17 protein-coding genes are annotated in these 20,884 nt (G+C 63.6%); 12 read left to right on the top strand and 5 right to left on the bottom strand.

What is annotated here, in order from left to right; translation table 11 throughout:
* Window positions 1-63 precede the first annotated feature (63 nt).
* Entirely contained in the window at window positions 64-1,416 is a 1,353-nt protein-coding gene (locus tag WKV53_RS24045) for a CPBP family intramembrane glutamic endopeptidase (RefSeq protein WP_341407375.1), read from the bottom strand.
* 143 nt (window positions 1,417-1,559) lie between these two features.
* Here WKV53_RS24045 and WKV53_RS24040 point away from each other — a divergent pair, with 143 nt between their 5' ends.
* The 9 genes from WKV53_RS24040 to WKV53_RS24000 all read left to right on the top strand — a co-directional run bounded on the left by WKV53_RS24040 (window position 1,560) and on the right by WKV53_RS24000 (window position 14,602).
* Entirely contained in the window at window positions 1,560-2,609 is a 1,050-nt protein-coding gene (locus tag WKV53_RS24040; protein WP_341407374.1) for a CPBP family intramembrane glutamic endopeptidase, read from the top strand.
* Window positions 2,606-3,484, top strand: coding sequence for a thiamine-phosphate kinase (locus WKV53_RS24035; protein WP_341407373.1), 879 nt, complete (start codon window positions 2,606-2,608; stop codon window positions 3,482-3,484). Before WKV53_RS24040 ends, WKV53_RS24035 begins: the two co-directional genes overlap by 4 nt.
* Complete coding sequence (locus WKV53_RS24030; RefSeq protein ID WP_341407372.1) at window positions 3,481-3,870, top strand: ketosteroid isomerase-related protein; 390 nt, start codon at window positions 3,481-3,483, stop codon at window positions 3,868-3,870. The genes WKV53_RS24035 and WKV53_RS24030 overlap by 4 nt, the downstream gene beginning before the upstream one ends.
* 94 nt (window positions 3,871-3,964) lie before the next feature.
* Window positions 3,965-4,651 carry a 3-keto-disaccharide hydrolase gene (locus WKV53_RS24025; RefSeq protein WP_341407371.1) on the top strand — a complete coding sequence of 229 codons (687 nt, stop codon included), beginning with the start codon at window positions 3,965-3,967 and terminating at the stop codon, window positions 4,649-4,651.
* Between the two features lie 165 nt (window positions 4,652-4,816).
* On the top strand, window positions 4,817-5,833 hold the full coding sequence (locus WKV53_RS24020; protein WP_341407370.1) for a hypothetical protein: 1,017 nt from the start codon (window positions 4,817-4,819) through the stop codon (window positions 5,831-5,833).
* A gap of 6 nt (window positions 5,834-5,839) precedes the next feature.
* A complete protein-coding gene (locus tag WKV53_RS24015) occupies window positions 5,840-6,985 on the top strand; it encodes an FAD-dependent monooxygenase (RefSeq protein ID WP_341407369.1) in 1,146 nt (381 codons plus the stop codon).
* Window positions 6,982-7,767: a fatty acid desaturase family protein gene (locus tag WKV53_RS24010; RefSeq protein WP_341407368.1), complete on the top strand. Its 786-nt coding sequence runs from the start codon at window positions 6,982-6,984 to the stop codon at window positions 7,765-7,767. The genes WKV53_RS24015 and WKV53_RS24010 overlap by 4 nt, the downstream gene beginning before the upstream one ends.
* Window positions 7,764-8,693, top strand: coding sequence for a hypothetical protein (locus WKV53_RS24005; protein ID WP_341407367.1), 930 nt, complete (start codon window positions 7,764-7,766; stop codon window positions 8,691-8,693). The genes WKV53_RS24010 and WKV53_RS24005 overlap by 4 nt, the downstream gene beginning before the upstream one ends.
* A gap of 401 nt (window positions 8,694-9,094) precedes the next feature.
* The gene (locus WKV53_RS24000; protein WP_341407366.1) at window positions 9,095-14,602 is read left to right on the top strand and encodes a beta strand repeat-containing protein; all 5,508 of its coding nucleotides are present in this window, start codon (window positions 9,095-9,097) and stop codon (window positions 14,600-14,602) included.
* 103 nt (window positions 14,603-14,705) lie between these two features.
* Here the strand turns inward: WKV53_RS24000 and WKV53_RS23995 are convergent, their stop codons facing one another.
* From WKV53_RS23995 to WKV53_RS23980, 4 genes are all read right to left on the bottom strand, one after another.
* On the bottom strand, window positions 14,706-15,974 hold the full coding sequence (locus tag WKV53_RS23995; RefSeq protein ID WP_341407365.1) for an MFS transporter: 1,269 nt from the start codon (window positions 15,972-15,974) through the stop codon (window positions 14,706-14,708).
* 76 nt (window positions 15,975-16,050) lie between these two features.
* Window positions 16,051-16,359: a hypothetical protein gene (locus WKV53_RS23990; protein WP_341407364.1), complete on the bottom strand. Its 309-nt coding sequence runs from the start codon at window positions 16,357-16,359 to the stop codon at window positions 16,051-16,053.
* Window positions 16,360-16,423: 64 nt separating this feature from the next.
* Window positions 16,424-17,422, bottom strand: coding sequence for an alpha/beta fold hydrolase (locus WKV53_RS23985; RefSeq protein ID WP_341407363.1), 999 nt, complete (start codon window positions 17,420-17,422; stop codon window positions 16,424-16,426).
* A 70-nt stretch (window positions 17,423-17,492) separates the two neighbouring features.
* Complete coding sequence (locus WKV53_RS23980) at window positions 17,493-18,566, bottom strand: LOG family protein (RefSeq protein WP_341407362.1); 1,074 nt, start codon at window positions 18,564-18,566, stop codon at window positions 17,493-17,495.
* Window positions 18,567-18,645: 79 nt separating this feature from the next.
* Here WKV53_RS23980 and WKV53_RS23975 point away from each other — a divergent pair, with 79 nt between their 5' ends.
* The 3 genes from WKV53_RS23975 to WKV53_RS23965 are packed head-to-tail and all read left to right on the top strand — an operon-like array spanning window position 18,646 to window position 20,846.
* The gene (locus tag WKV53_RS23975) at window positions 18,646-19,086 is read left to right on the top strand and encodes a nucleoside deaminase (RefSeq protein ID WP_341407361.1); all 441 of its coding nucleotides are present in this window, start codon (window positions 18,646-18,648) and stop codon (window positions 19,084-19,086) included.
* A gap of 45 nt (window positions 19,087-19,131) precedes the next feature.
* Window positions 19,132-20,148, top strand: coding sequence for a class I SAM-dependent methyltransferase (locus WKV53_RS23970; RefSeq protein WP_341407360.1), 1,017 nt, complete (start codon window positions 19,132-19,134; stop codon window positions 20,146-20,148).
* Entirely contained in the window at window positions 20,145-20,846 is a 702-nt protein-coding gene (locus tag WKV53_RS23965) for a pseudouridine synthase (RefSeq protein ID WP_341407359.1), read from the top strand. The genes WKV53_RS23970 and WKV53_RS23965 overlap by 4 nt, the downstream gene beginning before the upstream one ends.
* The last annotated feature ends 38 nt before the right edge of the window (window positions 20,847-20,884 follow it).

The following is a 20,884-nucleotide window of genomic DNA, read 5'->3' as shown; positions in this document are numbered from 1 at the left end:
GAATCTCGGGAGGCTGCAATACAGGTTTCAAATGTCGATGGCGAGTGGAACCCAGTCGTCAATTCATAGCGGCGCATGATAAACGATCCATTCAGGAACCTTGATCGCGAAATTATACAGTGCATGGAGGCAGATGGCTGTCACCAGCCTGCCGGAACCCGCGAAACAGAGCGCGCAGGCAACGCCGAGCAGGCCGACGGAAGTCAGGCCGTAGCCATCGTAAAAGTGAACGACGGCGAACACCGCCGCGGAGATCAAAGTTGCGGCCGGCACCCGCAGGCCATTGGCCAGCGAGCGGAAGAGCACCCCGCGGTAGAGGATTTCCTCCGCGGCCGGGGCAGCGAGGCAGGCGGAAGTAAGGGCCAGCACCAGGCCCCACGGCCCTTCCTCCATTTCAGAAAGCCCGCCGGCGGGGTCGTCCGGGATGTCAGCGCCGAGCATGAAGTGGCGCAGCACTTGGTCCGCGATCATCAGCAGGGCGAAGCTGCCGAGCACCAGCTTGCCATCCGGCGCGGCATTCAGCCCCAGCCGGGTGTAGACGTGGCGGCCCTTGCGAAAGAGGAAGGCGAACGCCAGCAAGGCCGGCAGGAACCGCGTGGCAGCATCGATCAGGGCGAAAAGCCCGGGCGCGATTGACACCGGCTGGCCGCCCTCGCCGGTCCATTTTTGCGAAATCAGGAGATCGAGGGCCTTCCCGAAGCCAATCGACGCGAGATACGCGAGCAGGAAGACCCCCAGCCCCAGCGCCGTCGGCCAGTGCCCGATGTAGCCACGTGGCTGGCTGCGCAGCGCCGTCCAGTAGCCGCGCACCACCGCGGGCAGGAATGCCAGGCCGCAGAGGGCCAGTAGCCATACCGCGCCGCGGGACAACACCGCCCGCAGGGCGACCTCGCGGCTGCGGGGGTCCTTCGAGCGCTCGGGCATCGCTTGGACCGTGCCGTCGCGCCGGACCGATCCCAGCTGGGTCAGGTACTCGCGGTCCCACCACGAATCGCTTCCTTGGGCGACCCTGCGGAAAATCAGATCCGGATCGGGCGGCGGCGGCATCAGGGCCCCGTCGTTCTTCCGCACCACTCGCAGCACCCCCAGCGCGAAGGCCCCGTCTTCATCGAGGGTGCGATCGTTTTCCAGCATCTCCAGCGAGAGGATGGCATGCGTCAGCGCATGCTCCCGGTCCGGGATGCCGAGCAGCTTCCGCGGCAGCTCGGGCAGGTCGCCAGCGGTTTCGGCCAGCCGCAGCTCGCGGTCGGCCTTGCGCAGGGCCATGCGCCCGACCCCGTCTTCCCAGCCGTACTTCGGGCCGAAGTGATTGTCCCACAGCCACACGCCCATCACGAAGATCAGCAGCGCGAGCAAGGGCTCCGGCATGTGCCTGCGCAGGATCGAGCGGTAGGGGTTGGCGGCCTGCTTGGACACGGAGGGAAATTCGGTGCCGCGACCATCCTGATTTTTTGGAAAACCGCAAGCTTATCAAACCATCATCATTTATTAACTAAAAATATCTGCGCCCATTTCCCGCTGGCTCCGCTTCTGTCTGGCCGCCACATTGCCGCCGCCGAATGGAATTTTTCATCGCTGCCACGCCTTCCGTTTCGGGTCCTGACGCCATCATTCTGGGGACCTTTGGAGCCGCCGCCGTGGTTTTTTTGGTGAGTTGGTCGATCCGGACGATGTTCGGAAAGGTGGAGCCCTTCGATCGGCCCTCCGACGAACCGCCTACAATATCCGCGGAGGATGCCGCGCTCTCCATTCCCGCGGCCGACCCGGTGGCGACGCCGCCGTTGCCGCGACCCGACTCCGATTCACCCTACGCACCTCCCGGGACGCTTCCGCCGCCGATTCCCGAGACCGAGGAAGTGCCGGCAAAGAAGGGCCTCTTCAAGGTCAGCACCGCGATCTATCGCTTGCTGGACCTGCCGCTGATCGGGCTGGTTTTCTTCATTTTTGCCGGCCTCACCGCGGCCAATGCCGGAGCGGACGAGACGCCACTGGACAAGAAGTACACGCCCGGGGTGCTGGTCGCCTCGATCATCTTCCAGCTCCTCATCATGGGCATGGTGCTGGCCTTCGTCACCTGGCGGGTAAAGATCGTGGAATGGCTCGGCCTGCGCTGGCGGAAGTGGCCGCTGGCCTTCGCCATCGCGCCCGTGACGGTGTTCTTCATGTGGTGCTTCATGGGGGTGCTCTTCATGACCGGGTGGAACAAGTGGCTCGAGGAAAGCCTGCACATCGAGTCCGTGCAGGAGGCGGTGAAGGTCTTCAAGGAGGTGCAGAATCCGGTGGTGATCACCCTGATGGCGGTCACGGCCGCCTTCGTCGCGCCGATGGCGGAAGAGATCGTGTTCCGCGGCTACCTCTACCCCGCCGCCAAGCGCTTTTGCGGACCGGCGGGCGGCATCGTCTTTTCCTCGCTCGTTTTCGCCGCGGCCCACGGGCATGTGGTGGCCTTGCTGCCGCTGTTCGTTTTGGCGGTGATCCTGTGCCTGCTCTACGAGTTCACGGGCTCGATCCTGGCCTGCATGTCGGTGCATTTCCTTTTCAACGCGGCCACGGTGGCCATCCAACTCCTCGCCCGCTCCGGCATCATCGACATGCCGGCCGACTCATGAAGAAGCGCCTCCGCGATCTCGGTGAAGACGCCCTGATTGCGCGGCTGCTGCGCGGCTTTCCCGGTGGCGAGAAGCTCATCGTGGGCCCGGGCGACGATTGCGCGGTGGTCGATCCCGGTCGCGGCCCGCTGCGCTTGCTGAAGACGGATGCGATCGTCGAGGGCGTTCATTTCCTGCCTGAGACCCCGTCGGAGAAGGTCGGCTGGAAGTCGGTGGCCCGCGTGCTCAGCGACTTCGCCGCCATGGGCGGCGTGCCGGAGCACCTGCTGGTCACCGTGGCGGTGGATCCCGAAAAGCCGGTCGCCTGGATGGATGGCCTCTACCGCGGCATCCGCAAATGCCTCGCGACCTATGGCGGGGTTTTGGCCGGCGGCGAAACCTCGCGGCTGCCTTCCGGCGCGATGATTTCCGTGGCGGGCGAGGGCAGTGTGGAGCGGAAGCACCTGGTTCTCCGCAGCGGCGGCAAGCCCGGCGACCTCGTGGCAGTCACCGGCCGCCTCGGCGGCTCGATCCGCGGCAAGCACCTGAATTTCGCCCCGCGGCTCGCCGAGGCATCTTGGTTGGTCCGCCACCTGCGGCCGTCCGCGATGATGGACCTGTCCGATGGCCTCGCGAAAGACCTGCCGCGCCTCGCCGAGGCCAGCGGTTGCGGCTTCGAGCTCGGCGAGGTCCCCGCCACCCGCGGCTGCACCCGCGCCCAGGCGCTCGGCGATGGCGAGGACTACGAGCTCCTCCTCACCGTCTCGCCGCGCCGCTGGAAGGCGATTTGCCCCCTTTGGCCAAAGGACTTCCCTCCGCTCTCGATCGTCGGCAAACTCCTCCCCCGCGGCCAAGGGACCTCCCTCACTGGCGGCTGGGACCATTTCTCCCCATGAAATCGCTGATCGAGAACTACTACGCCGCCTTCAATTCCGGCGACCGCGAAGCCCTGCTCGAACTGCTGGCCGACGACGTCGTCCACGAGGTCAACGAAGGCCAGGCCGAGACCGGCAAGGACGCCTTCCGCGCCTTCCTCGAGCGCATGGATCGCAGCTATCGCGAGACGGTGGAAGACCTGGCGATTTTCACCGGGCCGGAAAGCCGTGCCGCTGCCGAGTTCTACATCCGCGGCGAATACTTGGCCACCGATGAAGGCTTGCCTGAGGCGAAAGGCCAGACCTACCACCTTCGCGTCGGTGCCTTCTTTGAGGCACGGATCGGCAAGATCACGCGGGTGACCAATTACTACAACCTGCGGACTTGGCTCTCCCAGGTCTCCTGAGGCGCAGGCAAGCCGTGGGATGACGCATCGCGGATTTGGCTCGTCTCCGGGAAAAGAAAGGTTTCATGTATTCCCTGCGTTCTCCACGCGAATCATGAAACTCATCGCCCCGCTCTTCCTGTTCGTCGCCACGCTCCACGCCGGCGAGAAGCAACTCTTCAACGGCAAGGACCTCACCGGCTGGGAGGGCAATCCCAAGCTCTGGTCGGTGCAGGACGGCACCATCACCGGCAAGACCACCGATAGCGGCGACACCAAGATCTCCCACAATACCTTCCTCGTCTGGAAAGGCGGGAACGTCAGCGACTTCGAGCTGACCTTCAAATACCGCATCGAGAAGGGAAACAGCGGCGTGCAGTACCGCTCGAAGCTGGTCGAGCCGGGACCCTTTGGCCCCGTCGTGAGCGGCTATCAAGCGGACTTCGAAGCCGGCAAGACCTACAGCGGCATCCTCTATGAGGAAAAGGGCCGCGGCATCCTCGCCCAGCGAGGTGAGAAGACCGAGGTCGGCGAGAACGGCAAGCCCCAGCTCGCCGGAAAGGTCGGCGACTCCGCCGAGATCCAGGCCGCCATCAAGGACGAGGACTGGAACGACTACAAGATCATCGCCAAGGGCAACCACGTGCAGCACTTCATCAACGGCAAGCAGACCGTGGACGTCACCGACAACGACACCAAGAACGCGCCGAAGGAAGGCATCCTCGCCCTGCAGATCCACGCCGGCCCGGCGATGGTGGTGCAGTTCAAGGAACTGGTGCTGAAGACGGAGAAGGAGAAGTGAACCGCTGTCTTCGACCGTAGGCGCGTTCGCGGGAACGCGGAAGCCGTCGTGAGAGGACGGCTTCTCGATAACCATTCTGCGCTGTGACCAGCGCGCCTACGGAAGCTTGTTCGGGCATTGAAGTTAGGTGTTCGCCTTTTCAGCTCGAACAGGCATCCTCCCCCCGTGATCTCCCGCCGCAAGATCAAGTACACCGTCTCCCCCACGCTCCGGCAGTATCTCTATCACTTCGACCGCCTGCGCGATATCCCGCTGGTCTACGATGACCTGACGCGTTTCGCCGGATCGATGCCCTACGAGGATCCGCGCGGGAAGGAAACGCTCTGGCTCTCGGTGTACTACCCGCAGGAGCTGATGCTGGAGCTGAGACCGAAGCTCACCAAGATCTATGCCGAGCTGAAAATCGGCGGTGAGTCGGACCTTCACGAGCACCTCACCGTCGATCGCATCGATTTCGGCGAGTTCGGCAACTCGCGGCCGTTCCGCATCCGCATCACCAACCTCTACAACGACAACTCGGACTACTTCTACGTGAAGCAGGCCGATGCCTCGCGGATCTACGGCCTGGAGCTGGAGCACATCCTCTCGCCGAACCGCATCAACTACCTGGTCAATGGCAACACCTTGATCGAGGAACACATCGCCGGGGTGCCGGGTGATGTCTTTCTCAAGGATCACCTGCCGCGGCCGGAGCTGAACAAGGTCCGCATCGCGAAGGAATTCACCAAGTTCAACGAGCGCTGCTTCATCCGCCTGCTCGGCGACATGCGCAGCGTGAACTACGTGGTGGATATCACTCCGGACTTCGAGGAGATCCAGTACCGGGTGCGGCCGATCGACTTCGACCAGCAGAGCTACGAGCGCCGCGGCAAGATCTACCTCGCCTACCGCTTCGATTCTAACAAGAGCATCACCAAGCTCGCCTTCGATGTCCTGAACCGGAAGACCATCGACCAGTACGTCGCCGAGGAACACGCCCAGATGACCCGCCGCGCGAAGGTCGAGGGCTCACGCCTCAAGGCCCTGTTAGGCGTGATGCGCCGCGAGGAGCTTGCACCCCGCGAGCACGTCGCCTCCCTCGCCGCCGATCTCGCGAAGTATCACCACACCGACATCTTCCGCGATTGCCAGACGATGGGCGAGCTCACCGCCGCGCATGTGGCGCACATGCTGGAACTCTGAGCCGTCATGGGTGACAGCGCCGAAACGGTCATTGTCGGAGGCGGCATTGCCGGCTTGGCGGTGGCCATCGCCTTGCGCCAGCGCGGGGTGGAAACGGTGGTGCTTGAGCAAGCATCCGAACTCCGGGAAATCGGTGCGGGTTTCCTGTTAGGCCCGAATGGTTGTGCAGTGTTGGAGCGTCTGGGTGCCTTGGCCGGGCTACGCGCGGGACATTCGGTGTCCGTGCCGCGATGGGAGCTGCGGGACATGAAGGGCCGCTTGCTTTCCGCGCTGACCATTCCGCGGGACGGCGAACATAGCCTGAGCACGCGGCGCAGTGATCTGCAGGCGGCGTTGTTGGCTTGCCTGCCAAGGGAGACTGTCTTGCCGGGCTGTGAAGTCATCCGGGGCTCGTTTGCATCGGGTGGCGTGACACTGACCCTCGCCGACGGCCGCGAGTGGTTGGCACGGCGGGTCATCATCGCGGATGGCGCACATTCGAAGATCCGGGCTTCCTTTTGGCCGGGGCGCGAACCGCACTATCTCGGTTACATCGGCTGGCGCGGGCTCGTGGACCATGTTCCCGCGGGATGGGAAGGCGGGCGTGTCTGCGAAAGCTGGGGACACGGCAGGCGCTTTGGCATCGCACCCGTCGGCGGCGGGCGAACCTATTGGTATGCCAGCGCGAACGTTGCCGGGCCGAACTGTCGTGACCGGGTAGGAATCGACCAACTCCGCGAGGACTTCGCCGGTTGGCATGCGCCTGTTGCGGAGATTCTCGATACCATGCCGGATGCGGAATTGCTCCAGCATCCGATCAGCGATCTGATCCCGCCGCGGTCGTGGCAGATCGAGGAAAAGGTCGTGCTGATTGGCGACGCCGCTCACCCGTTGAGCCCGAACCTGGGTCAGGGTGCTTCGATGGCGCTGGAGGATGCTTGGGAACTCGCCTTGCAGTGGGGCCGCCCCGATGCGATGGCCCAGTTCGAGCGGAAACGTCGCTGGCGCCTGCGGAAATTATGGGCGCTGTCGCGTTGGCTCGGCACCATGATCCAGTGGGAAAATCCGTTGCTTTGCCGGGGGCGGGATGTCCAGATGCGGGTGATGCCGGATGCTGTCGCCACCGCCATGATGCGCCGCTTCTTGCGGCATGAACCCGGGTACACGGCATGAAGAAGCCGTCGCTGGAATCGCTGGGTCTCGATCTGTTGGAGACATCGGCCGCGGAACGTTTCCGCTGCCTGGTGCTCCCGTTCGCCACATGTGCCGGTTTCTTTGCCGCCGGTGAGCGCGGCTGGTGGGTGATCGCCTTGGGCTGCGCCGTGCTCCAGAGCTTCTTCACGTATGCATCCGTTTCGCATGACCTGGTGCATCGCACGCTGCGGCTGCCGGCTTGGCTGAATGAAACGCTGCTCTTTTTGATCGAGGGGCTGTCGTTTCGCTCCGGTCATGCGTTTCGAGAATCGCACCTGCACCATCACCGGAGGTTTCCCCATGAAGATGACCTGGAAGGTGCCGCGGCTCGCATGTCGTGGTGGCGCGCCTTGCTCGATGGCCTCATCGCCCAGCCTCGCCTGTGGGTGTGGGCGCTCATGCACACGACAGGACGAAAGCGGCTTTGGATTGCAATCGAGGGCGCGGTGATCATCGCGTGGGCCGCATGGTGTCTCGGGTCGCAGGTCGGGATGATCTATCTGGCGGTGACCGTGGCGGGAAGCTGGGTGTATCCGTTCATGACCAGCTTCATGCCGCACGATGCGACGGGCGACGATCCGCTGCGGCAGACTCGCTTGTTTCGCGGGAAAGTGGTGGCTTGGCTGAGCTTGGAGCACCTTTATCATCTCGAGCACCATCTTTACCCGCAGGTTCCTCACCAGCGCTGGCCGGAGCTTGCCAGGCGGCTCGATCCGTTTTTCGAGGAGCAAGGACTCAAACCGGTGGTGCTGTGGCGATGAACTCCGATGATTCCCGTAGTTTCCTATCGGCGTTGATCGGGGACGGCCGCTCCTTGATCTTGTTCACGGCGATCGCGCTGTTGTTCTCGGGTGGTGGTGCGATCTTTCTTTCGGTGACGGGACACTTCCTCCCGCACGATGTCGAGTTCCTCGGCATGCAACCGGTGGCGCTATGCGAGCTGAACCAATGCCGGATCGTTCACTTCATGATCCACGACCGTCTTTCGTTCGGCGGCGTGCTGGTGGCGATTGCCGTGCTCTATGCGTGGCTCGCGCTCTTCCCGCTGCGTGAGGGCGAGAGCTGGGCGTGGTGGACGCTGGCGCTCACGAATGCGACCGGCTTCGGCAGCTTCCTCGCCTACCTTGGCTACGGCTATCTCGACGGCTGGCACGCGTGGGCCACCTTGCTGCTGCTGCCGGTCACTCTGACAGGTTTATGGAAGACCCGCCGGCTTTGCTCGAAGCCTCTGGATTTCAGGGCGGCTGCATGGCCCGTGTCCTGGCGCAGCCGGCAGGCGTGGGGGTGGCTGCTGTGGATGATGTGGGGGAGCGGCCTCGTGGCGGCGGGAGCGACGATCCTGACCGTGGGGATGACGCTGGTCTTCGTCCCCAGCGACTTGGATTTCATCGGCTACACGCGGGAGCAACTCAATGCGATCAATCCGAGGCTGATCCCGTTGATTGCGCACGATCGAGCGGGCTTTGGCGGTGGCTTGTTCACGACCGGCCTGACGGTCCTCTGTATCCTGTGGAAGGCCGCACCGTCGAGGCATGTTTGGCAGGCGTTGACCGCCGCGGGAATCGTGGGCTTCGGCTGCGCGATCGGCGTGCACTACCCGATCGGCTACCTCGATTTCTGGCACCTCGCTCCGGCATGGGCGGGAGCTGCGGTGTTTGTCACCGGGGCTTGGCTCCTGAAGCGCTAGCGCCGCCGCCCACCTGGCGCACATCTGCCGGAAGATTTCCGCGTCCGGGTTCCTGCGAACCTTGTTGATAGCGGCAGCAAGGATCTAGCGGAAGTTCTCGTTCAGGGACAAGGTCGTCGCAGGCTGCTGGAGGGCGGCGATAACAAGCATTCAGTCCGCCGTCTTTCCCCGGAAGGAGCTATGTGAGGCAATATCCCTAGGACTTTACATAGGGAAATGCCGGATCGGGTACCCACCAAAAGGGGATAGACAGTGATTCAATTTGACTAAGCCCTACCGGCTGGGCTCATAAGAATCGATCCTCGGAAAATCCCCAATCCTTATCACAGGGGGATCTGAGTGTGATTTGTCATACGGCCTTGCAGAGCCGTGAGCAGCTTCAACCCAACCCCGTTAAACCCATGAAGTATCCATTCAATCCCCAAGCGCTGGCTTCCGCGGCGCGCCTATCGTTACTGACGACCGCACTGACTTGCTCGGTGCAAGCCGCCACGCTCACGTGGAATTCCGCCGGGCCCTCCAACAACTGGAGCACCGCCGCCGGCAATGGAAACTGGAGCCCCGGGGCCATCACCTGGGTCCAGAATTCCGACGCGCTGTTCGATGGAAGTTCAGGCACGCCGGAAGCCATCGCGGTCACGACCACCAACACGGTGAATGACATCACCTTCGCGGTCTCCGGTTTCAGCGTCACGAGCGCGGGTGCCGGATCATTCGTTCTGGCCAATGACCTCGCCAGCACCATCACGGTGACCAATGCAAGTGACAGTGCCTCGATCGCGGAAACGATCGCAAACAACGCCGGTTCGGCGAGCTCACTCACCAAGGCCGGTGCCGGCACGCTCACGCTGAATGGCACCGCCGCCAGCACCTATTCCGGAACCACCACCATCAACGCCGGCACCCTGATCGCCAGCCATGAAGGTTCGCTCGGCTTCGGCCCGGTGGTGAACAACGCGACGCTGAACGTCAACAAGGCCAACGTGACCTTCACCGGCTTGGGCAATGCGTTGAGCGGCGCGGGCACGACCAATGTCACCGCCCTTGGCACTGGAACCAACACGACCATTCTCAACGGCGACTACTCCAATTTCACCGGCATCTGGAACATCGGCGTGGGTGCTGCGGCAGGTGCAGGCAAGGCCCAGATGAATGGCGCGGACAATGCGGCCGCGACGATCAACATCCTCGCCAACGGCACGCTTCTTGCCGGCGCCGGGGTTCACAACGCCGCGGTCACGCTGGCGGGGGGCGATACCGGGGAATCCCTCGGCCAGCTCCGCGTCGACAACCTCAACACCGTTTGGGCTGGGCCAATCACGCTGGCTGGCGACATGACCGGAGCCGGGGACGGCATCATCGGCAGCAACTCCGGCCCGGTGACGATCAGCGGCACCATTTCGGAAAGCGGCGGTTCCCGTTCGCTGACCAAGGCCGGCGGCGGAACCATCGTCCTCACGGGTAACAACACCTACAGCGGACCCACGCGCAGCTTTGCGGGTAATATCAGCTCCGCGACCATCAAGAACACCGGCGTGTCCGGTCCGCTTGGCACGAATGCCGTCGTCTCGCTCGGCGGTATCGGAAACACCTCCGCACTCCTCTATACCGGCACCGGTGAAACCACCAACCGCACCTTCGATCTCGGCGGCACGACTGGAGGTGGCAGCATCAGCCACAATGGCACCGGCCTGCTCAAGCTCACTGCCAATGTGACCGCGAGCGGCCTCGGCAGCAAAACCCTCGGACTCAACGGATCCACCGCTGGCACCGGCGAAATCTCCGGCCAGATCCTGGACAATGCCACCGCTGGCACGACGACGCTGGCGGCCAACTTCGCCGCGGCAGCCACCACCATCACGCTCGCCTCGGTCGATGGCATCGTGAACGGAGCCACGATCTCGGGAACGGGGATCGCGGGCGGTACCACCGTGACTGCGGTCAACACCGGCACCAAGGTCGTGACCATCAGCCCCGCTGCTTCCGGTGCTGGCACCGCCGGTGCCGTCATCACGGTGGCAGGCGTGGTCAACCGGACCTCGGTGCTCAAGAACAACGGCTCCAGCGTGTGGACACTCTCGGGCAACAACACCTTCACCGGCGGCGTGAACGTCAATACCGGCGACCTCGTCATCACCAATTCCTCCGCCCTTGGCGTGGGGCCCAAGACCATCACGGTCGTCCCGTCCGCGAACCCGAGCAGCCTTAGCTCGCTCGTTCTCGACGGCAGCGGCGGTGACATCTCGCTCGCCAGCAACCTGTCGTTCACCACCAGCTTCGATGCGCTCTCTTTCCCGAATCCCCTGCCGATTCCCGGTGAAGCAGCGATCATCAACAACGCGGGCAACAACACGATCGCCGGCAATTTCACCGCCACTTCCGGCGGCGGTGGCACTGCCTTCCTTTCGAATGCCGGCAGCCTGACGATCTCCGGCACCCTCGCTGCGAATACCAGCAACCGCGGCTTCCATCTCCGCGGCGCTTCGAACGGCACGATCTCCGGAGCGATCACCAACGGCACCAATCCGGTCAACGTCCTGAAGGACGCCGGCACCGGCACGTGGACCCTTTCCGGAAACAACACCTACACCGGCAATACCACCATCACCGAAGGCACGCTCCGCCTCGACTACTCTATCAACGATAGCTCGAAGCTTGCCGATGGCGGTATCCTCAATTTCAACGGCGGCACGCTCGATCTGGCCGGCGGAACCCATACCGAATTCGTGGGATCCACGACCTTGGTGGGAGGCAAGACCAGCTATGTCACCCAAAGTAGCGGTGGCGCGAAGCTCCAGCTCGGAACCGTGACGGCAGGGGCTGGTTCGTCGCTGGTACTCGGCGCGGGTAGCATTGCGACGACCGACAGCACCAATACCAACGGCATCCTGCCGTGGGCTCGCGTGATGGTCGCCGGACAACCGGTGATCGGCACCAATTCCACCAATGACTTCGCCGGTCCGATCACGGCCTACGCGGGTGCCTATGCCGACGTCACCCGTCTCGGCCCGAGCACGATCCCGAGCGATCCCGCTGCGATCGTCCGCATCGTGAACGGCGGCACCGCCGGGAACATCACTCTGACCGATTCGCCGCTGAATCAGATCGGCTTCCTGCAGATGGGTGCTACCGCCGGGCCTGCCACCATCGCTCCGGCCAACGCCACCGACGTTCTCATGGTCGGCGACTTCAGCGGTGGAACGATCTGGCAAACGCCGACTGCCGACAGTCTCACGATCGGAAGCTCGGCCAACCAAGGGATGCTCACGACCCAATTCGGAACCCTCAATCTGGGCAACGACAGCCCGACTCATCCGCTGACGGTGAACTCGGTCATCGCAGACAATGGCAGCGATGTGATCAACGTGGCCACCGGCGGCAATTCCATCGTTCTCAATGGAGACAATACCTTCACCGGCTCGCTGACCGCTGGCACCGGCCTTCTGAGCCTGACCGGTGACAACACCTTTGATGGTGCGCTCACCGTCAACGCGGGTGCCACGGTGGTGCTCTCGGGTGACAACACGGGCCGACCTGCCGCCAGCGCCAACCGCACGGTCATCAATTCCAATGGCATCCTCCAGCTCCAGGCGAATCCCGGAAACACGGTCTCGGGCATCTCTTCGGCACTTTCGGTTGAGACCGTTGGCGCCGTGCAGCCGCTGGCTTTGAACGCGGGTGGCATTCTCCAGCTCCGCTCTGACAATCCGGTCACGTTCTCCGGCGGCAATGGTCTCGGCGGCCTGGGGAGCGCCACGGTCACCCTCGACGTGAACCAGCTTGGCTCGGGAACCGGCAATACCCTGACGATCGCTCCGGCGGGCTTCAACGTGAACACCACCACGATCAACGTGACCGGTGGCAATGGCTACTCGCTCGGCACGGGGATCATCAACAATGTCGCCGGCGGCGGGGTGCTGACGCTGAACCCCACCACGGGAAATCACATTCTCGGTGGCTACACTGCCAATGCGACTTTCTCCACCACCCTGGTGCTCGGCGGTACTGCCACCGGCAACCAAGTGATGGGAGCGATCAACAACCCCGGTACGTCCGGCGCGACGGCGGTGACCAAGTCCGGCTTCAGCACCTGGCTGCTCTCTGGCACCAGCAACTACACCGGCACCACCACCATTTCGGATGGGACGCTGAAGGCAGGCAGTGCAGGTGCCTTCGGAGCCAGCGCCTTGCTGAACATGTCGGGAACCGGCGTGCTCGACCTGAATGGTTTCAATGCCAGCTTCACCAACCTCGGTGCGGGTGCCACCACGGCCACCATCACCGATAGCAGTGCCGGAGCCGGTGTTTCCACGCTCACCATTCCCGCGCAGACAAACACCATCTCCAACAAGATCCTCAATGGTCCTAACAAGGCCGTGAAGGTCACCGTTCGTAATGCCAACACCGGCAACACGATCCTCGCGCTCGACAATCCGAACACGTTCTCCGGCGGCTTGCTTTTGGCACACGGCACCACCACCGGCACACGCCTTCGCATCACTTCGGCACCGGTCACGGTGGGCTCTGCGGGAGCGATCGTCAGCAGCCCGTTCGGAACCGGTCCGATCACTATCGGTGAAACCGCGACCGACAAGGCCGGCCTTCTGCTGGATACCGCCGGTGGCTACACCATCGCGAACGCGATCGTGTTCAATACCGCACTGGGCACCGATCAGGTTGGCATCCGGCTGGATACGGCGGGGCACACGTTCTCCGGAACCATCACGGCGAACCTGGCGAATGCGACATTCACCAACACCGGCGCTGCCCGCTTGACCGGACAGGTCACGGGTCCGAGCGGCTTCCAACTCAATGCCTCTTCGGTTGCCATCACCCTGGCGAACCAGACGGCGAATCCCAATGACTACGTGGGTGACACCACGGTGGGAGCCGGGACCTTCCTGATCCTCGGCGCTACCGACCAGATCCCCAACGGTGCCACGAAGGGCAGCGTCGTCAACAATGGCACGCTCAACATTGGCGGCTTCAATGACACCATCAATGGCCTGAGCGGCTCGGGTGTCGTCACCTCGACTGCCGGCGGCGCCTTGACGATCGGAGATGGCAATGCCTCGGCCACCTTCACCGGTAATACCGGTGGCGGCCTCAGCCTGGTGAAGACCGGCAGCGGCTTCCAGACGATCACCGGTGCGATCGGCCACACGGGCGATACCACGGTTTCGCAAGGCACCCTCGCGCTGAACCTCGCCTCAACCTTCGCCGATGGCTCGGACGTCCGCCTGAATACGGGAGGCACGCTGATCCTCACGGCCGCGGGCACCGATGTCATCGACCAGCTCTTCATCAACGGAGCTCCGCAAGCCGTCGGCAAGTGGGGTCGTCCTGGATCGATCGCTGCGCTCGGTGCGAACTTCGAAACGTCGCTGATCAGCGGTGATGGCTTGCTCAGTGTCACCACCTCCGGCAGCACGCCTTATGGCACTTGGATTGATAGCTTCTTCCCGGGAGAGACCAATCCGGCGATCATCGGCCAGACCGCCGATCCGGATAAGGATGGCGTGGATAACATCACCGAGTTCGCGTTCGGCGGCAATCCCGCCAGTGGCGGCGTGGGGACCAAGATCTATGTCTTCGCTGCCGATAGCGATATCGATGGAGATAGCAACAAGGAGCTGATCCTGACCGCGGCCATCCGCACCGGTACTGCCGCCTTTGGCAATGGCGCGCCGTCCACCGCGGCGTCGGTGGCCGATGGGATCACCTACTCGATCGCCGGCAGCACCACGCTGAGCGGCTTCCCGGTCACCGTGAATGCCGTTCCGACGGCGATCACGACGGGACTTCCTCCCGCCGGAGCCGGCTACAGCTACCGCAGCTTCAGTCTCGGTGGATCGAATGGACTGACGCCTGCGAAGGGCTTCCTCCGCGCCAGCGTCACCGCTCCCTGATAGAATTCATAGGGTAATTGGGCATGGCGGCCATCCCGGATCGGGGTGGCCGCTTTCCTTTCTGGGGTGTCGACGTTCCGTCGACACGGCGTAGATCGCCACTTCACTGATCCTCCTCCGCCGGCAGCAAGAGCGCGAACAAGGCCGCGGGAATGAACAGCCACGAGGCCATCAGCAGCACACCGGCGAAGTCGCCTTGCACCTTGTGTTTGGAGATCCCGAAGAACACCACGCCCGCTGCAGAAAGGATGCGGCCGATATTGTAGCAGAAACCCGCGCCGGTGCTTCGCAGCAGCACGGGGAACAGCGGAGGCAGGCACATCGTGAAGAGGCCGAAGCAGCCCTGCATCAGCCCCGTGATCGCGAAGAGGAAATAGACCGTGTGCAGGTCATGGCCGCGTGAGAACGTGAACCACATCACGAGGAAGTAGCCGCCGAGCATCAGCGCGATCGCCTTCCCGTAGCCCATCACATTCGCGAGAAAGCCCGCGACGAAGTTCCCGATGATGGAGCCGACCATGATCCACAGCAGCGCCATCACAGTCGCGTGGTCCTTATCCGCTTTCAGTGCACCGACCTCGGGCAAGCTCCGGATGTAGCTCTGTTGCCAGAACATGAAGGTCCAGTGTGCGGTGAGCGAGACCGCGCAGATCAGCATCACCTTCCACGTGATGCTGCGCACTTTCGGCCCGAAGAGTTCGCGGATCTTCGGCGCGGGCTGGTCCTTGCGCGCCTCGCTCCACTCCTCGGTCTCCGGCACCGACTTGCGAATCCACAGCGTGATGAAGGCGGGCACGATGCCGACGAGGAAGATCCAGTGCGGCGGGTGACCCGCGAGCAGCGCTCCCGCCACGCACGCGAGCAGGATGCCGCAGTTCACCGCGCTCTGCAGCGTGGCGGCGATCCACGGCCGCCACGACTTCGGCCACGTTTCCGAGAGTAGCGATGCACCCACCGCCCATTCGCCGCCGATGCCGAGCGCGGCGAGGAAACGGAACACCATCAGATGCCACCACTCCGTCGAAAAGAACGAGAGGCCGGTAAAGCAGGCATAGGTCAGAATGGTCAGCACCAGTGCCCGGCTCCGGCCTAGCAGGTCTGCCACGCGCCCGAAGAAACCACCACCGAGCGCCCAGCCGATGAGAAACGCGGCCTGAATGATGGACGCCTTCTTGCCCACCTCCGGATCCGACTCGCCGGTCGAAAGCAGCACCGCCACGAAGGCCGTGGCGACCAGCGTGTAGAGGTGCATGTCCAGCCCGTCGAACAGCCAGCCGAGCCAGGCGGCCACGCCAGAGCGCACCTGCTGCAGCGAGAGATCGCGGAGCCGGCGGACCTCTCGGTCGCTATGGGGCGCGGGAAGGGTGCTCATGGAGCTGCCGACCATCGACAACCCCGCGACCGTGACAAACCGATTCAGCGGCATGAGCCGCACGGCCGCCGTCCCGTCACTCGCCCCGCTTGTCCGCGGTCGGCGGTGTGGCGATGACGCCGCCACCACCCGGGCCGACCGGCGCGGTGGCCGTCATGTCGTTTCTGGTCGGCAGTGTGTTCTCGAGAGGCGGCACCATCATGCCGCTTTGCGAGTTCACCAGCTTGTTGGGTGGCACCGCCGGGGTCTCGCCGGGATCGGGCCGGGGTTTGTTGACGGGCTTGGCCGTGCCTTCCGTGGGAGGCGGCTGATCGACGACGACGTCCTTCTTCGCGCAGGCGGCGAGTCCGAGGGCAATCAGGAGGCAGCAGACGGGCTTCGTCATCGGACGGAACCTTGGAACAGCCACCGCGGCTTGGCAATCGCGAAGCCGGGCGAGGCCCACAGGCTCATTTTTCGATGTCCGGGAGCTTCACCAGCCACTTTTCCACGTCACCGATGACCTGGTCCCTCTTGTCGTCGTACATCAGCAGGTGATAGCTGTCCGGATAGTTCTTTAGGGTGCGGTTGGCCTCCTTGGGGATGGTTCCGTAGAAGTCCGCGACGTCCTTGTCGCTGCTGAAGAAGTCCTTGCCGCCGTGGAGCACCAGTGTCGGCACCGCGAAGGTGCGGGCGCAGTCCGGCATGCTGTCGATCAGGTCGCTGAGTGTCACCAGCAGCCGCAGCGTGTGCTTGTCGATGTGCCAGGAGTTCGTTTCGGCCTGCTCGGAGTGCAGGGTGTCATGGGTCATCTGGACCTCCTGGCCTCCAGCGATCGTCTCCAGCGAGACCCGGGCCGTCGGGGCGACTTCCGCGGCCCCGCGGACGAGGTCCTTTTTCCACTTCGGGAAATCCTCGCGGAATTTCACGACCGGCGAGGACAGGACCAGGGCGTCGCACGGTGGCGCCTGGCCCGCGGCGACGGCTTGCTGATAGGCGTGGGAAATGATGAGCCCGCCCATGCTCTCCCCGAACCACACGATGCGGGCGTGCGGGTGCTTGGCGCGGACCATGGCGGAGAATTTCCCGAGATCGCTGAACCAGAGGTTCGGGTCATCGATGTCGCCGCGGCGCGCCTTGAGCGGATCCTTTCCCTGGCCGCGGATCTCATAGGCATACACGGCGATCTTCGGCTGCTCCTTGAGCAGGCGCTTGCCGAGATTCTCGTAGTCGATGGAGGCTCCGTCGAAGCCGTGGAGGGCGACCACCACGGTCTCCGGCGTGGCATCCGGCCGCATCCACTTGCGATAGCCGAAGGTCTCATTGCGCACGGCTTCCTCCGGCCGGTTGGCGACCAGTGAGTAATTCGTGGCGCATTGGGTGAGCAGGAAGGGCGCAAGCAGGAGCGCGCCCAGCCGTGCGGCCGTGCGTGCCCGGGTGCTCCCGGCGCTGCAGGAAATGCGCTTCATCCGTTGCGAAAATGCCATCTCCAGCCGGGGACGGCAATCATGCATTCCACAATTGCTGGCAGCCCGGCCGTTAGACCGGGGCCGCTTCGCGCTTTGGCAGACCGCGCTGAATGGCAGGCAGGATCTCGCCCAACTCGTTCGCCACCACGAAGTCGCCGGCCGGGCACATGCCGCTCAAAAGGTCGATGAGCGGGTCCCAGAAGCGTACTCCGGCCGGGTTGGCGCGGTTGAAAAGCACCACCGGCTTGCCCGTCATGAGCGGATTTTTCTGCTGCTTGAAGATCATCAGCGCGAGCAGCTCCTGCACGGTGCCAGCCCCACCGGGGAAAATTACGAAGGCGTCCGAGTTTTCGATCATCACCTCCATGCGGGTGTAAATATCGGGCCGCAGCCAGAAGCTGGAGAGGCCGTCGGGCAGCCCTTCGAGCTCGATGATGTGCGGGACGTTCGAGCCCGCGGTCCAGCCGCCGGCGCCCACCGAGCCCTCCACCACGGCACCCATGATGCCGGAGCGACCGGCACCGGAAACGCAGCCGAGGCGATTCACCGCCAGCAGGCGGCCGAGTTCCTCGCCGTCGGCGAGATAGGCCGGATCTTCCAAAGTGGCCGAGCAGAAGACGCAGACATTGCCCGCATAGTCGGACGGCACCGGATTTTCGAAGGACGTGCCCTTGCACTCGCCGATCTTTTCGCGGCCGGCATCCGGAACGCCCTTCTCACGGCCCAGTTCGAGCGTTTCCAAAACACCCTCCGGGCTCTCCGCGGCGAGCAGGAAGTCGCGGTAGTTCTGCTTGATGGTGCCCATCTTGTTCAGGTGGGTGAGCACCGAGAAGAAGGGGTCCCAGGAAAAGTCGGTGTTGAGGATCACCGTTGGCTTGCCGGCCAGATTGCGGTCGAGCGTCTGGTAGCCGACGAAGATCGAGATCGCCTTGAACATGTCTTCCAGCGTCGCCCCGGGCGTGAAGACGAAGGACTCCGCCTCGATGATCTTGCGCTCGATGTTGGAGAGCGTGATGCGCTGGTCGCCGTTCGAATTGTAGATGTCCCAACCGGCCCCGAAGAGCAGGTAGAGGAGGCGGGCGCGGACCGCACGGCCCGGGTCATCGGTGCCGAGAACGGTTCCAGAAAGTCTTACTTTAGGCATGAGATTCGCTAACGTGGGCTGATTTTAGCAGACGCCGTGCCGGAGATATCGGACGGTTTCAACAATGGAGACTAACGCCATGGATCCCTTCCTACAAGCCGCCATCTCGGAAGCTGCTACGGGTCTTTCCGAAGGTGGCATCCCCATCGGCAGCGTCATCGTGCGCCAAGGCATCATCCTCGGGCGAGGCCACAATCGCCGCATGCAGCAGGGCAATCCCATCCTCCACGGCGAGATGGATGCCCTCCAGAATGCCGGCCGCCTGCCTGCCCATATCTATCGCGAGTGCACGCTCTACACCACGCTCTCGCCCTGCCCGATGTGCACCGGAGCGATCCTGCTCTATGGCATCCCGAAGGTGGTCATCGGCGAGAACCAGACCTTCATGGGCGAGGAAGAGCTGCTGAAGAGCCGCGGCGTCCAGATCGAGGTGGTGCAGAGTCCGAAGTGCGTGGACCTGATGCGCCGCTTTATCGAGGCGAATCCGACGGTGTGGAACGAGGATATTGGCGAGCCGTGATTTCACGCTTCGCAGGCGAGGCCTCCGGTGTGCATCGTCCGCGGCGTGAGCCCCGCCTTGGAAACCCTGCTGCTGCCCTTTTCGCAAGGGGAGATCGCAGCGCCGTCACGGGCCTTGTTCCTCGGGGCGGAGCCGCATCCGGACTTGAAGGCATGGCCGCAGGTTACTGGCTGGCAGCCGCTGAAACCGCTGGCGGAGGCGTGGGAGAAGGCGGGCTTCGCGCGAGTCGACGAACCGTCCGGCACCTGGCCGCTGGTACTGCTGCTGCCGGGAAAGTCGAAGGACGAGACACTCGCGGCCTTCGCGAAGGCGCATGATTTGTTAGAAGATGGTGGCACGCTGGTGGTGGCGATGGCCAACCTTGGCGGTGCGCAGCGCTTCGAGAAGGAATTGGAGAAGGCGGCGGGCAAGATCGCTTCTCTCTCGAAGCACAAGTGCCGCGCCTTCCACGCGGTGAAGGATGGCACCTGGGATGAGGCGTTGCTCGCCGAGTGGCGCGCGCTCGGTGTACCGCGCGAGGTGGGTGGCTTCCTCGTCGAAGCCGGCGTCTTCAGTGCGGATCATGTCGATCCCGGCTCGGCCTTGCTGGTTGAAAATCTGCCGAAGAATCTGCGCGGCGCGGTGGCTGATCTTGGCGCGGGCTGGGGCTATCTTTCCAAGGCGGTGGCCGAGACCAATCCGGCGGTGAAGGCGATCCACTTGTTCGAGGCCGATGCACGGGCATTGGCATGCGCGCGGAAGAATCTCGGCGAGGGCAACTTCGAGTATCACTGGCACGACGTCGTCGCCGGTGTGCCGGGGAAGTACGAGGTCATCGTGAGCAACCCGCCGTTTCACACCGGGCAAGCGACTGACATTCACTTGGGAAGAGCCTTCCTCCGCGTTGCCGCTGCGGCGCTCCGCACCGGCGGACGATTGCTACTCGTTGCGAACCGTCAACTTCCCTACGAACCCGAACTCGAAGCGCTTGGCCTAGTCTGGCGCAAGCCGGTCGAGAACTCGACCTACAAGCTGCTGTTCGCCGAGAAGCGGATGGGAACCTCGAACGACTTCCGCAGATGAAACTGGTGAAACTACTCGCAAACCTTGGCTACGGCTCACGCAGCTATGTCGAAGGCTTCCTGCGCAAGGGCGTGGTGACTGACATCCAGGGCCGCGTGCTCGGCACCAAGGATTTCCCTCCCCATGCCGAGATCTTGTTCAAGGGCGAGCCGCTTGATCCGCCTGCTCCGCTCACGCTCATGTTTCACAAGCCCGCCGGCTACACCTGCAGCACGGACGATCCCGGAGACACCATCTACGACCTGTTGCCTCCGCGCTACGCCCTGCGGAACCCGGTGCTCAGTCCCGTCGGCCGCCTCGACAAGGACACCACCGGCCTGCTGCTGATGACGGACGATGGCCAGCTCCTTCATCGCCTGATCAGCCCGAAGCATCACGTGCCGAAGACCTATCAGGTCACGCTCGATCGTCCCCTGGAAGGACACGAGGAAGCGCTCTTCTCCAATGGCGAACTCGTCCTGCGCGGCGAGGACAAGCCGCTCTTGCCCGCGACGCTGGAGGTGCTCGGCGAGAAGGAAGCCCGGATCACGCTTGAGGAAGGCCGCTATCATCAAGTGCGCCGTATGTTCGCCGCGGCTGGCAATCACGTGCTGGAACTCAAGCGAGTGTCGATCGGCGGGCTTGCCTTGCCCGATGACCTCGAAGAAGGCGAATGGCGGATCCTGGGAAGTACGGAACTTGCCGTAGTTCGCCAGTGAGTCGCCGATATCAGGATCGTGACCGCGTAGCGGTCCGG

Source organism: Luteolibacter sp. Y139 (genome assembly GCF_038066715.1).
Lineage (GTDB): Bacteria > Verrucomicrobiota > Verrucomicrobiia > Verrucomicrobiales > Akkermansiaceae > Haloferula > Haloferula soli.
Note: the sequence above shows the minus strand (reverse complement) of the source record. Positions and strands in the feature narration are given on the sequence as shown.

Bases quoted from the DNA above. Each gene is read 5' to 3' on its own strand.
- WKV53_RS24005 (WP_341407367.1), top strand. From the start codon at position 7,764: ATGAACTCCGATGATTCCCGTAGTTTCCTATCGGCGTTGATCGGGGAC.
- WKV53_RS24030 (WP_341407372.1), top strand. From the start codon at position 3,481: ATGAAATCGCTGATCGAGAACTACTACGCCGCCTTCAATTCCGGCGAC.
- WKV53_RS24000 (WP_341407366.1), top strand. From the start codon at position 9,095: ATGAAGTATCCATTCAATCCCCAAGCGCTGGCTTCCGCGGCGCGCCTA.
- WKV53_RS23990 (WP_341407364.1), bottom strand. From the start codon at position 16,359: ATGACGAAGCCCGTCTGCTGCCTCCTGATTGCCCTCGGACTCGCCGCC.
- WKV53_RS23980 (WP_341407362.1), bottom strand. From the start codon at position 18,566: ATGCCTAAAGTAAGACTTTCTGGAACCGTTCTCGGCACCGATGACCCG.
- WKV53_RS23985 (WP_341407363.1), bottom strand. From the start codon at position 17,422: ATGAAGCGCATTTCCTGCAGCGCCGGGAGCACCCGGGCACGCACGGCC.
- WKV53_RS23995 (WP_341407365.1), bottom strand. From the start codon at position 15,974: ATGAGCACCCTTCCCGCGCCCCATAGCGACCGAGAGGTCCGCCGGCTC.
- WKV53_RS23965 (WP_341407359.1), top strand. From the start codon at position 20,145: ATGAAACTGGTGAAACTACTCGCAAACCTTGGCTACGGCTCACGCAGC.
- WKV53_RS24010 (WP_341407368.1), top strand. From the start codon at position 6,982: ATGAAGAAGCCGTCGCTGGAATCGCTGGGTCTCGATCTGTTGGAGACA.
- WKV53_RS24015 (WP_341407369.1), top strand. From the start codon at position 5,840: ATGGGTGACAGCGCCGAAACGGTCATTGTCGGAGGCGGCATTGCCGGC.
- WKV53_RS24035 (WP_341407373.1), top strand. From the start codon at position 2,606: ATGAAGAAGCGCCTCCGCGATCTCGGTGAAGACGCCCTGATTGCGCGG.
- WKV53_RS24040 (WP_341407374.1), top strand. From the start codon at position 1,560: ATGGAATTTTTCATCGCTGCCACGCCTTCCGTTTCGGGTCCTGACGCC.
- WKV53_RS24025 (WP_341407371.1), top strand. From the start codon at position 3,965: ATGAAACTCATCGCCCCGCTCTTCCTGTTCGTCGCCACGCTCCACGCC.
- WKV53_RS23975 (WP_341407361.1), top strand. From the start codon at position 18,646: ATGGATCCCTTCCTACAAGCCGCCATCTCGGAAGCTGCTACGGGTCTT.